1 protein-coding gene is annotated in these 21772 nt (G+C 73.1%); it reads right to left on the reverse strand.

What is annotated here, in order from left to right; translation table 11 throughout:
- Positions 1-24: 24 nt before the first annotated feature.
- On the reverse strand, positions 25-21741 hold the full coding sequence (locus NQK81_RS07605) for a type I polyketide synthase (RefSeq protein WP_257487651.1): 21717 nt from the start codon (positions 21739-21741) through the stop codon (positions 25-27).
- Positions 21742-21772: the final 31 nt, after the last annotated feature.

Genomic DNA, 21772 nt, shown 5'->3' on the forward strand with positions numbered 1-21772 from the left:
CCTCCTCGCGGCGGCGGGCCGGGGTCAGAGTTCGTTGTCCAGCAGGGCGAACATGTCGTCGATGGTGTCCACTTCCAGATCCGCGTCGCCGCCGGACGACGGGCGCGTCCGGTCCTGCCACAGGGACACCAGGTTCCGCAGCTTCGCCTCGACCTCGGCACCGTCCGCGCTCCCCAGGTCCACTGTGGACAGCTCGGCGGCGAGCTTGTCGATCCCGGAGGCCAAGCCGGTGTCCGCGGCCGGTCCCGCGGCGTCCATCTCGGACTGCAGGAACTTGGCGAGGTCGTCGGGGGTCGGGTAGTCGAAGATCAGCGTCGCGGGAAGGCGCAGCCCGGTGGCCGCGTCGAGCCCGTTGCGCAGCTCGACCGCGGTCAGCGAGTCGAAGCCCAGTTCGGTGAACGCCCGGCCCGGCTCGATCGAGTCCGCGCCGTCGTGCCCGAGCGCGGCCGCGGCCTGGCCGCGCACCACCCCGAGCAGCACCAGTTCGGCGTCCGCCTGCGACAGCCCGGCGAGCCGTCGTTTGAGCCCGTCGGCCTGCGCCGCGGCGTCCACCGGTGCGGCACGCCGCACCGAACCGCGGACGAGACCGCGCAGCAGCGGCGGCACCGGTCCGGTCATCGCCCGGAGCCCGGCGACGTCCAGCTTCACCGGCACCGAGACCGGCTCGGCCAGGCCGGTGGCCAGGTCGAACAGCTCCAGTCCCTCGGCGGGGTCGAAACTGCCCACCCCGTCGCGGCCCATGCGGTCCGCGTCGGCGGAATCGCCCATGCCGTCGGCCCAGAGACCGAAGGCGAGCGAGGTCGCGGGCAGGCCGAGACCGCGCCGGTGGTGCGCGAGCCCGTCGAGGAAGGTGTTCGCCGCGGCGTAGTTCGCCTGCCCCGGCGCGCCGAGCACCCCGGCGGCCGAGGAGAACAGGACGAACATCGTCAGGTCGTGGCCGCGGGTCAGCTCGTGCAGGTTCCACGCCGCGTCCACCTTGGGCCGCAGCACCTTCTCCAGCCGTTCGGGGGTGAGCGCGGTGAGCAGGCCGTCGTCGAGGACACCGGCCGCGTGCACCACACCGGTCAGTTCCGGGGTGCGGTCCAGGACCGCGGCGAGCGCGGCGCGGTCGGCGGCGTCGCACGCCTCGATCCGCACGGTCGCGCCCAGCCCGGTCAGTTCCGCCGCCAGTTCGGCCGCGCCGGGCGCGTCCGGGCCGCGGCGGCTGGTGAGCACCAGGTCCTTGACGTCGTGCCGGGTGACCAGATGCCTGGCCAGGACCGCGCCGAGCCCGCCGGTGCCGCCGGTGACGAGCACGGTGCCGCCGATCGGGCGGCGCGGCACGGTCAGCACGACCTTGCCGACGTGCTTGGCCTGGGACAGGAAGCGCAGCGCCTCCGGAGCCCGGCGCAGATCCCAGGTGCGGATCGGCAACGGGGTGAGCGCGCCCTGGTCGAACAAGGCGATCAACTCCTCCCATATCCGCGCGATCCGGTGGTTGCCCGCGTCGATCACGTCGAACGCCTGGTAAGTCACACCGGGATGGTGCCCCGCGCCGCCGCCGTCCGGACGGACGTCGGTCTTCCCCATTTCCACGAACCGTCCACCGCGCGGTAACAGGCGCATCGACGCGTCGATGAAGTCGCCCGTCAGCGCGTTGAGGACGACGTCCACGCCCTTGCCGCCGGTGGTCTCGCGGAACCGCTCCTCGAAGTCGAGCGTCCGCGACGACGCGATGTGGTCGTCGGCCAGCCCGGCGGCGCGCAGGACATCCCATTTGCCCTCGCTGGCGGTGCCGAACACCTCGGCGCCGAGATGCCGCGCGAGCTGCGTGGCGGCCATCCCGACACCACCGGCGGCCGCGTGGATGAGCACCGACTCGCCCTTCTTCAGCCCGCCGAGATCGGTCAGCGCGTAGTAAGCGGTGAGGAACACCAGCGGTACGGACGCGGCCTCTTCGAACGTCCAGCCCTCGGGCATCTTGGCCAGCAGATCCCGGTCGGCGAAGGTGAGCGGGCCGAACCCGCCGTGCACCAGGCCCATCACCCGGTCACCCGGCACGAGGTCGGTCACCTCGGAGCCGACGTCGGTGACGACACCGGCGGCCTCGTAGCCGATCCGGCCGGCGTCACCCGGGTACATGCCGAGCACGTTGAGCACGTCGCGGAAGTTCGTCCCGGCCGCGCGGGTGGCGATCCGGACCTCGCGCGGCAGCAACGGTTCGAGCACATCGGGGTACGGCTCGAAGGAGAGCCGGTCGAGGGTGCCCTTGACGACGCTGTCGAGGCGCCAGGCCGGTTCGTGCCACGGCGGCGCGAGATCCGGCGACGACGCGGCGGTCAGCAGCCGCGCGGCGTGGACGACGCCGTCCCGCACGGCCAGCTGGGTTTCGTCGCCCAGCACGGCCAAGGCGGTGTCGACGTCGGCCTCTGCCGCGTCGAGCAGCACCAGCCTGCCGGGATTCTCGGACTGGGCGCTGCGGACCAGGCCCCACACCGCGGCCGAAGCCGGGTCGACAGTGTCCGAAGTGGACACGGCGACCGCGTTCTCGGTGCGCACCACGAGGATGGCGTCCTTCTCCTCGGTCAGCCATTCCTGGAGCTTCGCCAGCGTGCTCCGCAGAAGCGCGTGGGTGGCCGCCGGGGTCTCGCCTGCTCCCGGTACCGCCGAGAGCAGTTCCGTCGCCGAAACCGGGGAGCCGGTCGTGATCGCGGACCAGCCGAGCCGGAACAGCGAGTCCGAAGTGGACGGAGACGCCGGGCCGAGGTCGGTGACCTCGCGCAGCAGCAACGATCCCACCGTGAGCACCGGCGCTCCGGCGCCGTCGGTGAGCTCCAGCCGCACCGAGTCGGTCCCGGAGGCGGCGACCCGGACCCGGGCGGCGGTGGCGCCGGCCGCGTGCAGCACGACGTCACGCCAGAGGAACGGCAACCGGGTGGTCTCGGCGTTGCCCGGCAGCAGGACGATGGCGTGCAGCGCGGCGTCGAGCAGGGCCGGGTGCAGGCCGAACTTCCCGGCGTCGGCATGCGCCACCGCGGGCAGTTCGAGGTCGGCACAGACCTCGCCGTCCACGAGCCAGGCGGCGGTGAGGCCCTGGAACACCGGCCCGTACTCCAGGCCCGCGTCGGCGAGCCCCGGGTAGAGCCCAGTGACGTCGAGAGCCTCGGCTCCGGCGGGCGGCCACGCGGTGTCCTTGGCCGCCGGATACGCGTCGCCGGGGGCGAGCAGACCGGTCGCGTGTTCGGTCCAGGCAGCCTCGTCGAGCCGGGAGTGGATCGACACCGGACGCCGTCCGTCGTCGTCCGCGGCCCCGACCACGACCTGCACGGCGAGACCGCCGGTCTCGGGCAGCACCATCGGCGCCGCGATGGTCAGTTCGGCCACGCGGGCGCAGCCGAGTTCGTCGCCAGCCCGGACGGCGAGTTCGACCAGCGCCGCGCCGGGGACCAGCACGGTGCCGAGCACCGCGTGATCGGCCAGCCACGGCTGTGCCGCGCGGGAGAGCCTGCCGTAGCCGACCAGGCCGTCCTCACCCGCCGTCGGCACGGTCGCGCCGAGCAGCGGGTGCCCGGCCGCGGCCAGGCCCAGCCCTGCGGCGTCCCCTGCGACGGCGGGCGGGTCGAGCCAGAACCGCTCGCGCTGGAACGCGTACGTGGGCAGCGGGACGGCACGGGCGCCGGTGCCGTCGAAGAACTTCGTCCAGTCGGCCTCGGCCCCGGCCGCAATTAGTCGGCTGAATGCGAGGGCGGCGGTTTGCCGTTCGTCGCGGTCCTTGCGCAGCACCGGGACGAACATCGCGTCGGGGGCACTGTCGAGACCCATCGCGGAGAGCACGCCGTCCGGGCCCAATTCGGCGAACCGGGTGACGCCCGCTTCGGCGAGCGCGCGGACACCGTCGGCGAAGCGCACGGTCTCCCGCACGTGGCGCACCCAGTAGCCCGGGTCGGTCAGATCCGCCGCTTCGGCCACTGTGGACACGATCGGGATCCGCGGCTCGTGGTAGCTCAAGCTTTCCGCCACTTCGGCGAACTCCGCCAGCATCGGCTCCATCAGCGAGGAATGGAACGCGTGCGAGACGACCAACGCCTTGGTCCGGCGGCCTTCCTTCGTGAACCTGTCGGCGACCTCGCGGACCGGACCGTCCACACCGGACAGAACGATCGCCTGCGGACCGTTCACCGCGGCCAGACAGACCTCTTCGGACAGGTACTCGCGCACCTCGTCCTCGGACGCCTGGACCGCGACCATAGCGCCGCCCTCGGGTAGCGCCTCCATCAACCGGCCGCGTGCTTCGACGAGCTTCGCCGCGTCCTCCAGGGAGAACACCCCGGCCACGTGGGCGGCGGCGATCTCCCCGATCGAATGCCCGGCCAGGAAATCGGGGCGGATCCCCCACGACTCCACGAGCCGGAAGAGCGCGACTTCCAGCGCGAAGATCGCGGGCTGCGCGGTGCCGGTGCGATCGATGTCGCCATCGAGCGGGAGCAGCGCGGCTACCTCGTCGTAAGCCGCCGCGAACACCGGGAACGCCTCGTAGAGCCCTCGGCCCATGCCGAGCCGCTGGGAACCCTGTCCGGTGAACAGCAGCGCCAGTTTTCCTTCCGTGGCACGGCCGGTGACGACCTCCGGGGTGCTCCGGCCGCCGGCGAGCGCGGCCAGCCCGGTGCGCAACGCGTCGGCGTCACCGGTGAGCACCGCCCGCCGCTCGAACGCGGTCCGGGTGGTCGCCAGCGCGTAGCCGATGTCGACCGGGTCGGCGAATCCGACGGTGCCGAGCAGCCGTCCGGCCTGGGCTCGCAGCGCCTCCTCGGTCCGGGCGCTGAGCACCCACGGCAGCAGCGACGGCGGCGCCGGAGTCCGCGCGGGCACCGAAGGTTCGGGGACCTGCTCCAGGATCACGTGCGCGTTGGTGCCGCTGATCCCGAACGCCGATACCGCCGCCCGCCGGGGACGGCCCGCCTCCGGCCACGGCCGTGCCTCGGTGAGCAGCCGGACCTCGCCCGCTTCCCAGTCGACGTGCGGGGACGGCTCGTCGACGTGCAGGGTCGCGGGCAGGACACCGTGCCGCATCGCCTCGACCATCTTGATGATCCCGGCGAGCCCGGCGGCGGCCTGCGTGTGGCCGATGTTGGACTTCACCGAGCCCAGCCACAGCGGCTCGTCGCGGTCCTGGCCGTAGGTGGCCAGCAGCGCCTGTGCCTCGATCGGATCGCCAAGCGCGGTCCCGGTGCCGTGCGCCTCGACGGCGTCCACAGTGGACGACTCGACGCCCGCGGCGGCCAGTGCGCGACGGATCACCCGCTGCTGCGAGGGTCCGTTGGGCGCGGTCATGCCGTTGGACGCGCCGTCCTGATTGACCGCGCTGCCCTTCACGACCGCCAGCACGTGGCGTCCGTTGCGGCGTGCGTCGGAAAGCCGCTCCAGGAGCAGGAATCCGGCGCCCTCGGCCCAGGCGGTGCCGTCGGCCGCGGCCGCGAACGGCTTGCAGCGGCCGTCGGCGGCCAGGCCGCGCTGACGCGAGAATTCGATGAACGGGTTCGGGCTGGCCATCACGGTCGCACCGCCGACCAGCGCCAGCCCGCATTCACCCGAGCGCAGCGCCTGCGCCGCCCAGTGCAGGGCGACCAGCGAGGACGAGCACGCCGTGTCGACCGAGACCGCCGGGCCTTCGAGCCCGAAGGTGTAGGCGACCCGGCCGGTCAGCACGCTGCTGGCGCTGCCGGTCCCGAGCAGGCCTTCCATCCCGTCCGGGGTGGCGGCCAGCCGCGACGCGTAGTCGTCGTACATGACGCCCGCGAACACACCAGTGGCGCTTCCGCGCAGCGAGACCGGGTCGATCCCGGCGCGCTCGAACGCCTCCTGCGCGGTCTCCAGCAGCAAGCGCTGCTGCGGGTCGACGGTGACCGCCTCCCTCGGCGAGATGCCGAAGAACTCGGCGTCGAAGTCGGCGGCGTCGTGCAGGAAGCCGCCTTCGCGGGCGTAGCTGGTGCCGGGATGGTCGGGGTCCGGGTGGTACAGCCGGTCGAGATCCCACCCGCGGTCGGAGGGGAACGGCGTGATCGCGTCGGTCCCCTCGGCGACCAGGCGCCACAGGTCCTCCGGCGAGCTCACCCCGCCCGGGAACCGGCAGCTCATCGCGACGATGGCGATGGGCTCGTCCGGCTCGGCCACCCTGACCGGCGCGGCGTCCACACCTGCCTCGTCACCGGCCAGTTCGCCGCGGATGTGGGCCGCCAGCGCCGCCGGGTTCGGGTGGTCGAACACCAGCGTGGCGGGTAGCCGCAGACCGGTCGCCTCGCCGAGCCGGTTGCGCAGTTCGACGGCGGTGAGCGAATCGAAGCCGAGTTCGGTGAACGCGCGACCGGCTTCGATCGACGTCGCGGTGCCGTGTCCGAGCACGTCGGCCACGTGGCCGCGGACGAGGCCGGCCAGATGCGAGAGCTGGTCGTCGGGCGAAAGCCGGGCGAGCGTCGCGGTCAGCCCGGCGGCGGCCGCGGCGTTGGCCGCACCCCGCCGCTTCGGCACCCGGACCAGGCCGCGCAGCGCGGGGGCGGGCTCGCTCGTGCGGGCCAGCGTGCGCAACGTCGCCAGGTCGAGCTTGACCGGAACCGGGACCGGAGTCGGAGCGGCCAGTGCGGCGTCGAACAGTGCCAGGCCTTCTTCGTCGGTCAGCGCGCCGAAGCCGGCGCGGGCCAGACGGTCCACATCGGACTGTCCGCCCATACCGTTGGCCCACAGCCCGTACGCCAGCGAACGAGCGGGCAGCCCCTCCGCGTGACGGCGGCGCGCGAGGTCGTCGAGCAGGGCGTTGGCCGCGGCGTAGCTGGCCTGCCCCGGACCGCCGAGGATCCCGGACACCGAGGACACCAGCACGAACTGGGTCAACGGCCTGCCGAGGGTGAGTTCGTGGAGCGCGAGCGCCGCTTCGGCCTTGGGCCGCAGCACGGTGTCGAAGCGCTCCGGGGTCAGCTCGGTGACGACACCGTCGTCGAGCACCCCGGCCGCGTGCACGATGCCGGTGAGGTCTTCGATCCCGTCGAGCAGCGCGGCGAGCGCGTCGCGGTCGGTGACGTCGCAGGCGACGACCTCGGCGCCGAGCTCTTCCGCCAGTGCCGCGGCGCCGGGCGCGTCGAGGCCGCGGCGGCTGGTGAGCACCAGCCGGGTGACCCGCGGCGCCAGATGCCGGGCGATGGCCGCCCCGACCCCGCCGGTGCCGCCGGTGACGAGAACCGTGCCCTCGCCCCAGATCGCGGGTTCTCCCGCCGTGACCCGGGCGAGCCGCGGTACTTCCGCGACGCCGTCGCGGATCCGGACCTGTGGTTCACCGGTGGCCAGCGCCTTCGCCACGTCATCCCCTTCGAGGACGACGAACCGGTCCGGGTGCTCCGACGCGGCGGTGCGGACGAGACCACGGACAGCGGCTCCCGCCGGGTCGTCGCCCGTGCACACGACCATGCGCGGCCCGCCGTCGGCGAGGAATTCCTGGACGGCGGCGAGGGTCGCGGCGAGCGCGGCACGCGGCTCGCCGTCCGGCGCGGTGAAGACCTGGACGTCTTCGCCGATGTCGCCGTCGGCGGGCACCTCGACCCAGGTCAGCTCGTACAGCGAGTCGGTGCCGCGCTGCCTCGGTGCCTCCGCGGTCCGGACCGCGACCGTGCCGATCGTGGCGACCGGCGCACCGGTGGCGTCGGTGGCCAGCAAGGAGAATCCGGATCCGGCGGGCGTGACCCGGACGCGCAGCGCGGTGGCGCCGGTGGCGTGCAGGGTGACGTCGCCGAACAGGAACGGCAGCCGGGTGCCCTCCCCCGGCGTGAGCCCCAGAGTGTGCAGTGCGGCGTCGAGCAGTGCCGGATGCAGGCCGAAGCCGTCGACTTCGGTGCCCTCGGGCAGCTCGACCTCGGCGAACACCGTGTCCCCGTCGCGCCAGGCGGCGGTCAGCCCGCGGAACGGCGGGCCGTAGTCGAGCCCCGCGGCCGCCATGTCCGCGTACAGCCCGTCGAGGGGGATCGGCTCGGCGGCGGGCGGCCACTCGGTGAGGCCGGACGGCACGGCGGCCGCCTCGGGAGCGAGGGTGCCGGTGGCGTGTTCGGTCCACTCCCCTTGCGGGGCACGGGAGTGCACCGAAACCGGGCGGCGTCCGCCTGTGCCCGCCGTGCCGACGAGTACCTGGACGTCCAGCGCGCCGTGCGGCGGCAGAACCAGCGGCGCGGCCAGGGTCAGTTCCTCCACGCCTCCACAGCCGGCTTCGTCACCGGCGCGGACCGCGAGTTCGAGCAGGCCGGTGCCGGGGACGAGTACTTCGCCGAACGCGGCGTGCCCGGCCAGCCACGGGTGCGTGGCGATCGAAAGCCGTCCGGTGAGGACCCAGCCGTCGCCGTCGGCGAACGGCACGGCGGCGCCCAGCAGCGGGTGTCCGGCGGCCTGGACCCCGGCCGTGGTGACGTCGCCCGCGCCGGACCCAGCGGCGAGCCAGAAGCGGCGGCGGTCGAACACCGACGTCGGCAGGTCGACGACGCGGGCGCCGGTCGGGCGGAACACCGCGGCCCAGTCGACGGGAACACCGCGGGTGTACGCGGCGGCCAGCGTGGTGAGCGCGGTCTCCGCTTCGCCGCGGTCGGCGCGCAGGAACGACGCCGCGAAGGTGTCCGGGCCGTCGTCCGCGAGCGCGGTCAGCACGGCGGCCGGGCCGAGTTCCAGGAACTTGGTCACCCCGGCCTCACGCAGCCACGCGAGCCCGGCCGAGAACCGGACGGTGGCGCGGACGTGCTCGACCCAGTACTCCGGTTCGGCGACCCGTGCCACCGGTTCGCCGTCCACTGTGGACACGAACGGGATCTTCGGCGCCGAGAAGCCGAGTTCCCGCACCACAGCGGCGAACTCGTCGAGCATCGGCTCCATCAGGGCCGAGTGGAACGCGTGCGAGACGTCCAGCCGCTTCGTGCGGCGGCCGAGTTTCTCGAACTTCTTGACCAGCTTGAGCGTCGGCGACGCGGCTCCCGAAAGGACGACCGCGTCGGGGCCGTTGACGGCGGCCAGCGACACCTTCGGCGTCAGGTGCTCACGCACCTCGTCCTCACTCGCCTGGACCGCGACCATCGCGCCGCCTTCGGGCAGCGCCTCCATCAGCCGACCGCGCGCCTCGACGAGCTTGGCCGCGTCCTCCAGCGAAAGCACGCCCGCCACATGCGCGGCCGCGATCTCGCCGATCGAATGCCCGGCCACGAAGTCGGGCACGACACCCCACGACTCGGCGAGCCGGTACAGCGCGACCTCCAGCGCGAAGATCGCGGGCTGCGCGGCACCGGTGCGGCTCAGGTCGCCGCCTGCCGGGAGCAGCGCGGTGACCTCGTCGTACGCCGCGGCGAACGCCGGGAAGGCGGCGTAAAGCCCTTCGCCCATACCGGGACGCTGCGATCCCTGACCGGTGAACAGGAACGCCGTCCGGCCGGGCAGTACCCGTCCGGCGACGACCGACGGTGTGGTCGCGCCTTCGGCCAGCGCTTCGAGACCGGTGCGGAGATCCGCGCCGGTGGCGCCGAGTACGACGGCACGCCGCTCGTGCGCGGTCCGGGTCGTGGCGAGCGCCAAACCGACATCGACCGGTTCACCGTCGCGGCCGAGCAGGCGCCCGGCCTGCTCGCGCAAGGTGTTCTCGGCGCGGCCGGACAGCACCCACGGCACCAGCGCGGGAGCCACGACCTCGCGCGAAGCGGGTGTTTCGGCCGGAGGCTGTTCGAGGATGACATGCGCGTTGGTGCCGCTGATCCCGAAGGAGGACACGGCGGACCGCCGCGGCCGCCCGGTCTGCGGCCACTCCCGGCCTTCGGCGAGCAGCTCGACGTCGCCGGCTTCCCAGTCGACGTGCGGGGTCGCCTCGCCCAGGTGCAGCGTCGGCGGCAGGACACCGTGGCGCATCGCCTGGACCATCTTGATGATCCCGGCGACGCCCGCCGCGGCCTGCGTGTGGCCGAAGTTCGACTTCACCGAGCCGAGGTACAGCGGTTCGCCGTCACGCTCGCGGCCGTACGTGGCCAGAAGTGCCTGTGCCTCGATCGGGTCGCCCAGCGTCGTACCGGTGCCGTGCGCCTCGACGGCGTCCACAGTGGACGAAGGGACCCCGGCGGCGGCCAGCGCCTGCCGGATCACGCGCTGCTGCGAAGGACCGTTCGGGGCGGTGAGACCGTTGGACGCGCCGTCGGAGTTGACCGCCGAGCCCTTGACGACCGCTAGGACGCGGTGCCCGTTGCGGCGCGCGTCGGAAAGCCGTTCCAGCACGAGCATCCCGGCGCCTTCGGCCCAGCCGGTGCCGTCGGCGTCGGCCGAGAAGGACTTGCAGCGGCCGTCGGCGGCGAGGCCGCGCTGACGCGAGAACCCGATGAAGGTCTCGGGCGTCGCCATCACGGTGACACCACCGGCCAGCGCCAGCGAGCACTCCCCCGCCTTGAGCGCCTGCGTCGCCCAGTGCAGGGCGACCAGCGACGAGGAGCACGCGGTGTCGACCGAAACCGCCGGGCCTTCCAGTCCGAGGGTGTAGGCGACCCGGCCGGACAGCACCGAACCCGAGGTGCCGGTGCCGAGGAAACCCTCGACGTCGTCGGGAACGTCGTTGCCGAGCCGGGTGCCGTAGTCGTGGTACATGACGCCGGCGAACACCCCGGTCGGGCTGCCCTTGAGCGACGTCGGATCGGTACCGGAGCGTTCGAGCGCCTCCCACGCGACTTCGAGCAGCAGACGTTGCTGCGGGTCCATCGCGAGCGCTTCCCGGGGCGAGATCCCGAAGAATTCCGGATCGAAGTCGCCCGCGTCGTGCAGGAAACCGCCCTCGCGGGTGTAGGTCTTGCCAGGCTGGTCGGGGTCGGGGTCGTAGATGCCGTCGACGTCCCAGCCGCGGTCCTCGGGGAACCGGGTCACGCCGTCGCGGCCGCCGGCCACGACGTCCCACAGTTCTTCCGGAGACGTCACGCCGCCCGGATAGCGGCAGGCCATGCCGACGATGACGATCGGGTCGCCGTCGGCGCGCGCGGCGGTGAAGACCGGGGTCGCGTCGGCGGGTTCGTCGAGCAGTTCGGCGAGCAGGAACTCGGCCAGTGCCACCGGGGTCGGGTGGTCGAAAGTGAGTGTTGCCGGGAGCCGAAGTCCGGTGACCGTGCCGAGCCGGTTGCGGAATTCGACCGCGGTGAGCGAGTCGAAACCCAGGTCACCGAAGGCGCGGTCGGCTTCGACGGCGTCGGGGCTGGTGTGGCTGAGGACGTGCGCGGCTTCGGTGCGGACCAGTTCGGTCAGCAGCCGCGTGCGCTCCCCGGCGGGTACGCCCGCCAGACGTTGCCGCAGGCCCGCGGCTTCCGCTTCCTCCGCCGCACGGCGACGTCGTGGCCGGACCAGGCTCCGCAGCACATGCGGTACGTCGGCCTCGGCCCGCAGCGCGGCCAGATCGAGCTTGGCCGCGACGGGCCGCGGGTCGTCCCCGAGAGCCAGCAGATCGAACAGCTCCAGCCCGGCCTCGACGGGCAGCGCCGCGCCACCGCGGCCCTCGCCCATTCCGGTTTCCCAGAGGCCGTAGGCGATCGACGTGCCGGGAAGGCCCTGCGCGCGCCGGAGGCCGGCGAGACCGTCGAGGTAGCCGTTGGCGGCCGCGTAGTTCGCCTGACCGGGAGCGCCGAGGGCGCCGGCGATCGAGGAGAACGTGACGAACAGCTTCAGGTCAGTGGTCAATTCGTGCAGATGCCGCGCGGCCTCGGCCTTCGGTCCGGCCACGGCGGCGAGCCGCTCGGGCGTCATCGCGGAGAGGACACCGTCGTCGAGGACGCCCGCCGCGTGCACCACCCCGCTGAGCGGCGGCTCGGCGAGCGCGAGCACGGACTCCAGCTGGGAGCGGTCGGCGACGTCGCAGGCGGCGATCGTCACTTCCGCGCCGAGAGCGGTGAGCTCGTCCCGCAGTTCTTCGGCACCGGGGGCGTCGGCACCCCGGCGTCCGGCCAGCAGCAGATGGCGGACGCCGTGCCGCTCGACGAGCCGACGGGCGACGTGCGCGCCGAGTCCACCGGTACCGCCGGTGACCAGCACGGTGCCGTCGAGGGTCCAGTCGGGGTCGGCGGTCGCGCGGGACCGCGTCAGCCGCGGAACGCGCGGGCCGTCGTCGGTGAACGCGACCTCGGGCTCACCTGCGGCGGCCGCGATCCGGGCGTCACCGGGGCCGTGGACCAGAATGAACTTGTCCGGGTACTCGGCCTGTGCGCTGCGCACCAGTCCGGCGACGGCGGCGTGCGCCGGGCTGTCACCGGTGAGGTGCACGACGAGCCGGTCTTCGGCGGTCTGCAACACCTCCAGAGTCGCTTCGGGCGACGTGGCTTCGTAGACGGCGACGTCTTCGGCTTCCGAAGGCAGCGCGACGGGAATCCAGTCGATGCCGAACAGCGCGTCGGAGGCGGCGCTGGGCAGCGGCCCGTCACCGACCGGGCGCAGGCTCAGCGACGCGACCGACAGCACCGGAGCACCCGTGCCGTCGGTGACCCGCAAGGAGACCGCGTCCTGACCGGCCGGGGTGAGCCTCGCCCGCAGGGTGCTCGCGCCGGTGGCGTGCAACGCCAGCCCGGTCCAGGAGAACGGCAGCCGTGCCGGGCCGCCGGTCAGGCCGACGGCGTGCAGCACGGCGTCGAGCAGGGCCGGGTGCAGCCCGAATCCGCGCACGTCGGTGCCCTCGGGCAGCGCGACCTCGGCGAAGACCTCGTCACCCTGGCGCCAAGCGGCGCGCAGCCCGCGGAACGGGTCGCCGTAGCCGAGTCCGGCGTCGGCGAGCGTGGAGTAGAAGCCATCCAGGTCAACAGGTTCCGCGCCGGACGGCGGCCATTCGGTGAGCGCGGCGGGTTCCTCGGTGGCCGTGGTCACCGAGCCGGTGGCGTGCAGTGTCCAGTCGCCGTCCTCGGGACGGGAGTGCACCGCCAGGGCACCACTGTCCGAAAGGGACACTCGCAGTTGCACCGGGGCCGAGGTGAGCACAAGCGGTGCTTGCAGCGTCAGTTCTTCGACGGTTCCGCAACCGACCTCGTCACCCGCCCGCACGGCCAGTTCGGCGAACGCGGTGCCGGGCAGCAGGACGACGTCACGGACGCGGTGCCCGGCCAGCCACGGCTGTTCGTCGAGCGACAGCCTGCCGGTGAGCACGAGCCCGCCGCGTTCGGGCAGCGCGACGGCGGCGCCGAGCAGCGGATGGTCGAGCGCGCCGAGGCCGAGCGCGGTGGCGTCACCGGACCCAGGCGGGGCCAGCAGCCAGAAACGACGGCGCTGGAACGGATACGTGGGCAGGGTCACCGGCCGCGCGCCGGTGCCGTCGAAGAAGCGGTCCCAGTCGACGGGGGCGCCCGCGGCGTGCACGCCGCCCAGCGCGGACATCACGGTCCGGGCCTCGTCCTGGTCCTTGCGCAGGGCGGGCACCCCGCCGTCGACGAGCGCGCTGAGCACGGCGTCCGGCCCGAGTTCGAGGAACGTCGTGGCACCCTCGGCGGTCAGCGCCGCGAGACCATCGGCGAACCGCACGGTTTCGCGGACGTGGCGCACCCAATACGCCGGGTCGGTCAGATCCGGCCCTTCGGTCACTGTGGACACGATCGGGATCCGCGGCTGGTGGTACTCCAGAGACTCCGCCACTTCGGCGAACTCCGCCAGCATCGGCTCCATCAGCGCCGAATGGAACGCGTGCGACACCACGAGCTGCTTGGTGCGACGCCCTTCCTTGGCGAACCGGGCGGCGACCGCGCGGACCGGACCGTCCACACCGGACAGAACGATCGCCTGCGGGCCGTTCACCGCGGCGAGACAGACCTCTTCGGACAGGTACTCACGCACCTCGTCCTCGGACGCCTGCACCGCGACCATCGCGCCACCCTCGGGCAACGCCTCCATCAGCCGGCCACGCGCCTCGACCAGCTTCGCCGCGTCCTCCAGCGACAACACCCCGGCCACGTGCGCCGCCGCGATCTCGCCGATCGAGTGTCCGGCCAACAGGTCCGGGGTGACGCCCCAGGACTCGAAGAGCCGGAACAACGCCACTTCGAGCGCGAAGATCGCGGGCTGCGCCGTACCCGTGCGGTCGATGTCGCCATCGAGCGGAAGCAACGCGGCGACCTCGTCATACGCCGCCGCGAATGCGGGGAAGGTCTCGTAAAGCCCTTGGCCCATACCGATGCGCTGGGCACCCTGGCCGGTGAACAGGACCGCGAGCCTGCCGGTGACCGCCCGCCCCGAGACGACGTTGGCGGCCCGGCCGGTGTCGGCGAACGCGGCCAGCCCGGCGCGCAGCACCGACGGGTCGGCCCCGACGACGACCGCACGGCGTTCGTGCGCGGTCCGGGCGGTGGCGAGCGTGAAAGCGACGTCGAGCGGGTCGGCCGTCAGGTCCGCGAGCCGCGCGGCCTGCGCCCGCAGCGCTTCCTCGGAACGCCCGGAAAGGACCCAGGGCAGCATCGCGGGCCGTTTGGCCGGCTTCTCGGTCTCCGACGCGGGGACGTGTTCGAGCACGACGTGCGCGTTGGTCCCGCTGAACCCGAACGAGGACACCCCCGCCCGGCGCGGACGGCCGGTCTCCGGCCAGCCCGCGGACTCGGTGGCCACGCGGATCGCGCCGGTTTCCCAATCGACCTGGGCGGAGGGCGCGTCGACGTGCAGCGTCGCGGGGACGACGCCGTGCCGCATCGCCTCGACCATCTTGATCACCCCGGCCACGCCCGCCGCGGCCTGCGTGTGCCCGAAGTTCGACTTCACCGAGCCGAGCAGCAGCGGCTCTTCGCGGTCCTGGCCGTAGGTGGCGAGCAGGGCCTGCGCCTCGATCGGGTCGCCCAGCCTGGTTCCGGTGCCGTGCGCTTCGACGACGTCGACGTCCGAAGTGGACAGTCCGGCGTTGGCGAGTGCCTGCCGGATCACGCGTTGCTGCGAAGGCCCGTTCGGCGCGGTGAGACCACTGGACGCGCCGTCCTGGTTGACCGCGGAACCCTTGAGCAGCGCGAGGACCGGGTGCCCGTTGCGGCGCGCGTCGGACAGCTTCTCCAGCAGGACGAACCCGGCGCCCTCACCCCAGCTGACGCCGTCGGCCCCGTTGGCGAACGCCTTGCAGCGGCCGTCGGCCGCCATCGCGTTCTGCTTGCTGAAGTCGACGAACGGGTCGGGGTTGGCCATCACCGTGACGCCGCCCGCCAGCGCGAGCGAGCACTCCCCCGACCGCAGAGCCTGGCTCGCCAGATGCATCGCGACCAGCGACGACGAGCACGCCGTGTCCACCGAGACGGCGGGCCCCTCGAACCCGAAGGTGTAGGAGACGCGGCCGGACATCATCGCGCCGGACGTGCCGGTGCCGAGGAATCCTTCGACCTCCTCCGGGATCTTCGTCAGCCGGGAGGCGTATTCGTGGTAGATCGCGCCGGTGAAGACACCGGTGTCACTACCGCGCAAGGTGCCCGGCGGGATCCCCGCGCGTTCGAACGCCTCCCACGCGATCTCCAGCAGCAGCCGCTGCTGCGGGTCCATGGCGAGCGCTTCGCGGGGCGAGATGCCGAAGAACTCCGGGTCGAAGTCGCCCGCGTCGGGCAGGAATCCGCCCGTCCGGGTGTGCGAGACGCCCTGTTTGCCCGGCGTCGGGTCGAACAGCGCCGCCAGGTCCCAGCCACGGTCGGTGGGGAACTCCGTGAGCCCTTCGCGGCCCTCGGAGACGAGGCGCCACAGGTCTTCCGGCGTGTTCACACCACCGGGGAACCGGCAGCTGGTCGCGACGATCGCGATCGGCTCGCTGTCGTCGGTGACGCGGGCACGGGTACGCGGCCCGGCGGTCAGGTCGCCGAGCAGCTCGGAACGCACGTAGCCGGCGAGCGCGACCGGGGTCGGATGGTCGAAGATCACCGTCGACGGCAGCCGTAGCCCGGTCACAGAGCCGAGCCGATTGCGCAGTTCGACCGCGGTCAGCGAGTCGAAACCGAGGTCCATGAACCCGCGGCCGGGCTCGACGGTGGCCGCGTTGACGTGCCCGAGCACGAGGGCGACCTGGGTGCGGACGAGATCGAGCAACTCGCGGTCCTGGTCGGCCTCGGTCAGCCCGGCGAGCCGCCGCGCCAGCGAGGAGTCCTGCCCACCGCCCGATTTCGCGGTCCGGCGGCCGGGTTTGACCAGCGCGCCGAGCAGCGGCGGGAACGGTCCGGACGCGGCGAGCACCGGCAGATCAAGCTGGACCGGGATGGCCAGCGGCGCCCCGGCCGCGATGGCGGCGTCGAACAGCGCGAGACCGTCCTCGACGGCGAGTGCGGGAGTGCCCCCGGCGCGAAGGCGCGCGAGGTGGGCCTCGCCGAGGGTCTCCGCCATGCCCGCGGCCCACGGTCCCCAGGCCAGCGACTGCCCGGCGAGACCGAGCGAACGGCGGTGGGCGGCGAGACCGTCGAGGTAGCCGTTGGCCGCCGCGTAGTTGCCTTGTCCCGGCGCGCCGAGCACACCGGCCGCCGAAGAGAAGGTGACGAACAGTTCCGGATCGCCGGAGAGTTCGTGCAGATACCGGGCCGCGTCGGCCTTCGGCCCGAGCACGAAGTCCAGCCGCTCCTGGGTGAGCGCGTCGATGGTGCCGTCGTCCAGGACCCCGGCGGCGTGCACGACACCGGTCAGGTCGACGCCGTCGAGCAGCGCCGCCACGGCGTCGCGATCGGAGACGTCGCAGGCGACGACCTTCACTTCGGCACCGGTTTCGCGGAGATCGGCCACCAACTCCCGCGCACCCGGCGCGTCCAGGCCGCGGCGGCTGGTGAGCAGGAGCTTCCGGACGCCGTGCGCGGTCACGAGATGGCGGGCGATCAGGGCGCCGAGACCACCCGTGCCGCCGGTGATCAGCACCGTCCGGTCCGGGTCGAGCGCCCGCGGCATGGTGAGCGCGACCTTGCCGATGTGCTTGGCCTGGCTGAGGAACCGGAACGCTTCCCGTGCCTCCCGGACGTCCCATGTCCGGGTCGGCAGCGGGGCGAGCGCGCCAGAGTCGAACAACGCGGTCAGCGCGTCCCACATCTGCGCGGTCCGCTCCGGTCCCGCGTCGATCAGGTCGAAGGCGCGGTAGTGGACGCCTTCGGGCTCGCGGATGTCGGTCTTGCCCATCTCCAGGAACCGGCCGCCCGGCGCCATCGTGCGGATCGAGGCGTCGACGAAGTCCCCGGCGAGCGCGTTCAGGACGACGTCGATACCGCTGAACCGCTGCTCGAAGTCGAGTGTGCGGCTGGAGGCGATATGCGCGTCGTCGAGACCGGCGTCGCGCAGCACGTACTGCTTGCTCTCGCTGGCCGTGCCGTAGACCTCGGCGCCCAGATGGCGCGCGAGCTGGGTGGCGGCCATTCCGACCCCGCCGGCGGCGGCGTGGATGAGGATCGACTCGCCGGCCTTGAGCCCGGCCAGGTCGACCAGCGCGTAGTAGGCGGTGAGGAACACCAGCGGTGTCGAAGCGGCCTGCTCGTAGGTCCAGTCCGCGGGTTTGCGGGTGATCATCGGCCGTTCGGCGACCGCGACCGGGCCGGCGCCGCCGGAGACGAGACCCATCACCTCGTCGCCGGGGCGCAGGTCGGTGACGCCGTCGCCGACCTCGAGGACGGTCCCGGCGAACTCGCTGCCGAGCAGCCCGGCCTCGCCGGGGTACATGCCGAGCGCGTTGAGCACGTCGCGGAAGTTGAGCCCGGCGGCGCGGACGGAGACCCGGACCCCCTGCGGGCCCAGCGGCTCGTCGGGCAGCGGCTCCAGGGTGAGGTGGTCGAAGGTGCCCTTGCCGGACAGGCCGAGCCGCCAGTTCCCGGGCGGCGGGAGCAGCCGTCCCGTGGATTCGGGCGTGACGAGACGCGGCACGCGGAGTTCGCCGTCGCGGACGGCGACCTGCGGCTCACCGGAGGCCAGTACGGCGTCGGTCAGCTCGTCGGCGTCGGCGAGCAGGAACCGGTCCGGATGCTCGGACTGCGCGCTGCGCACCAGCCCCCACACCGCGGCGGCCACCGGGTCCACATCGGACGGTCCAGTGTGGACAAGCAGTCTCGACGCGGCGAAGCGGTCTTCGGCGAGGAAGGTCCGGAGGACGTCCAGCGTGGCGCCGGTGACGGCGTGCACGTCGTCACCATCGGCGCGGTACACGACGATCTCGGGGACCTCACCGGTGACGTCGGCGAAGTGCGCCCAGCTCGGCGCTTCGGTTTCCGGCGCGGCGATCGGCCGCCAGGCCAGCTCGTACAAGCCGTCACGGGTGGCGGCGGGCCGCAGCTGACCGGCCGAAACCGGGCGCACGACCAGGGAACCGACGGTGGCGACCGGCGCACCGGTCCCGTCGGCCACACGCAGGCTGACCGCGTCGGCACCGGATGGGGTGAGCCGGACACGCAGCTCGGCCGCGCCGGAGGCGTGCAGGACGACGTCACTCCAGGCGAACGGCAGGCGAGCGGGGCCGTCGCCTTCGGCGAGGGCGTGCAGCGCCGCGTCCAGCAGCGCCGGGTGCAGGCCGAACCGGCCCGCCTGGTCGCGGGCGGCCTCGGGCAGTGACACCTCGGCGTAGGTGTGTTCGCCGTCGCGCCACAGGGAACGCAGGCCTTGGAAGTTCTCGCCGTACTCGAGACCCGCCGCGGCCAGTTCGGCGTAGCGGCCGTCGAGGGACACGGCTTCGGCGCCGGGCGGCGGCCACTCGGTCAGCTCCCAATCCGGGGTGGGAGCGGCCGGGGCGAGCGCACCCGTCGCGTGCAGTGTCCACTCCCCCGTGCCGTGCGGGCGCGAGTGCACGGTGAGCGACCGGTGGCCGGAGTCCTCCGGCGCGCCGGCCCACAGCTGCACCTGGACCGCGCCGCTTTCCGGGAGCACCAACGGGGTTTGCAGCGTCAGTTCTTCCAGTACCGCCAAGCCGGTTTCGTCGGCGGCGCGTACGGCGAGTTCGACCAGCGCGGTGCCCGGCACGACGACCTGGCCGTGCACCAGGTGGTCGGCCAGCCACGGATGCGTCCGGAGCGAAAGGCTGCCGGTGAACAGGAATCCGCCCGCGTCGGCGACCGAAACGGCCGCACCGAGCAGCGGGTGGCCGAGCGAGCCGAGGCCGAGACCGGCCGCGTCGCCGGCGGCCTGCGTCGCGGGAAGCCAGTAGAACTCGCGCTGGAACGGGTAGGTGGGGAGTTCGACCGGGCGCGCGCCGTCGAAGGCGGCGGCCCAGCGGACCTTCCCGCCGTGGACGTGCACGGCGGCCAGCGCGGCGACGAAACTCTCGGGTTCTGGCCGGTCGCGGCGCAGCGCGGGCACGAACAGGCCCTCGGCGCTTTCCTGACCCGCGGCCGACAGGATGCCGTCCGGGCCGAGTTCGAGGAATCGGGTGACGCCCGCGTCGGCCAGCGCGCCGATCCCGTCCGCGAACCGCACGGCTTCGCGCACGTGCCGCACCCAGTAGGCCGGGTCGAGGATTTCGGCGGTGTCGGCGATACGGCCGGTGACGCCCGCGATCAGCGCGATCTTCGGTGTCCTGTAGGTGACCCGGCGGGCGACGGCGGCGAAGTCGTCGAGCATGCCGTCCATCAGCGCCGAGTGGAACGCGTGGGACACCGCGAGGTGCTTGGTCCGGCGCCCCTGCCCGGCGAACACCTCGGCGACGGTCCGCACGGAGTCCTCGGTGCCGGAGACGACGATCGCGCGCGGACCGTTGACGGCCGCGGCATCCGCTCCCCCGACCAGTGCGGCGCGGACCTCGTCCTCGGTCGCTTCGATCGCGCACATCGCGCCGCCGCGCGGCAAGGCGCTCATCAGGCAGCCACGCGCGGCGATCAGGGCGGCCGCGTCTTCCAGCGACCAGACGCCCGCGACGTGCGCGGCGGCGAAGTCGCCGACGGAATGCCCGATCAGGAAGTCCGGGACCACACCCCAGGATTCGACCAGGCGGTAGAGCGCGACCTCCAGCGCGAACAGCGCGGGCTGGGCGTTCGCCGTGTCGTTCAAGGCGTCGGCGTCCTCACCGAAGACGATCTCGCGCACCCCCGGCAGCAGCTCGCAGATCTGGTCGAACGCGGCGGCGAACACCGGGTACGCCTCGTACAGCTCGCGGCCCATGCCGAGCCGCTGGGAACCCTGTCCGGTGAAACAGACCGCGAGACCGCCGTCGGTCGCTTCACCAAGGGCTGGCTCTCCTTCGGCGATCTCCGTCAGACCGGCACGCAGAGTCTCCTCGTCCCGGCCGGTGACGACGGCCCGGTACTCGAAGACGGACCGCGTCGCGGCCAGCGACCAGCCGATGCCCGCCGGGTCGCCCTCGACGGCCAGCAGCGCGCGGGCCTGGGCGCGCAGCGCCGCCGGAGTCCGGCCGGAGAGCACCCACGGCACCACCGGCGGAGCGACGACGTCCACTGTGGACTCTTCGGCTTCGGGCGCCTGCTCCAGCAGTACATGGGAGTTGGTGCCGCTGATGCCGAACGAGGAGACACCCGCCCGGCGGATCTCCCCCGACGGCCAGGGTCGGGCGGAGGCCAGCAGCTCGATCGTTCCCGGCGACCAGTCGACCTGCGGGCTCGGGGCGTCGATGTGGAGGCTCGCGGGCAGGATTCCGTTGCGCAGGGCCAGGACCATCTTGATGATCCCGGCGACCCCCGCCGCGGCCTGAGTGTGCCCGATGTTCGTCTTCACCGAACCGAGCAGCAGCGGACCACGTTCCCCACGGTCGCGGCCGTAGGTGGCTTGGAGGGCCTGGACCTCGATCGGATCGCCCAGCGTCGTGCCGGTGCCGTGCGCCTCGACCACATCCACATCCTTTGTGGACAGTCGAGCGTCGGCCAGCGCCTGGCGGATGACACGCTGCTGCGACGGCCCGTTCGGCGCGGTGAGACCGTTGGACGCTCCGTCCTGGTTGACCGCCGAGCCGCGCACCACGGCCAGCACCGGATGCCCGTTGCGCCGGGCGTCGGAAAGCCGCTCCAGCACGATCATGCCGGCGCCCTCGCCCCACGCGGTGCCGTCGGCCCCGGCGGCGAACGCCTTGACCAGGCCGTCGCGCGCCAGGCCGCGCTGACGCGAGAACTCGATGAACGCGTCCGGGCTCGCCATCACGGTGGCGCCGCCGGACAACGCGAGGTCGCACTCCCCCGCGCGCAACGCCCGGACCGCGAGGTGCAGCGTGACCAGCGACGCCGAGCACGCCGTGTCGACGGTGACCGACGGGCCTTCGAGCCCGAGCACGTAGGAGATCCGTCCGGAAAGGACACTGCCGGAGATGCCGGTGCCGAGGTAACCCTCGACGCCTTCGACGCCCTTGGGCAGGTCACGGCCGTAGTCCTGGCCGTTGGTGCCGACGAAGACCCCCGCGCGGCCACCGGACAGCGAGGTGGGGTCGATCCCGGCGCGTTCCAGCGCCTCCCACGACGTCTCCAACAGGAGCCGCTGCTGCGGATCCATCGAGACGGCCTCGCGCGGCGAGATACCGAAGAACTCCGGGTCGAATTCCCCGGCGCCCTCCACGAATCCGCCTCGGTCGACGTAGCTGGTGCCCAGGTGGTCCGGGTCCGGGTCGATCAGCGCGCCGACGTCCCAGCCACGGTCTTCGGGGAACCCGGTGATCCCGTGCTCCCCGGCGGTCAGCAGTTCCCAGAACCGCTCCGGCGTGCGGACGCCGCCGGGGAACCGGCAGCCCATGCCGACGATCGCGATCGGTTCGGCGGCGCGGTCCTCCAGCGCGGCCAGCCTGCCGCGCGTGCGCTGCAGTTCGCCGGTGACTCGCGTCAGGTAGTCGCGAAGCTTGTCGTTCTCACCCACGGTGTCCCCACTCATCGGTCGAGGTCGCGTG

This window comes from Amycolatopsis roodepoortensis (genome assembly GCF_024628825.1).
Lineage (GTDB): Bacteria > Actinomycetota > Actinomycetes > Mycobacteriales > Pseudonocardiaceae > Amycolatopsis > Amycolatopsis roodepoortensis.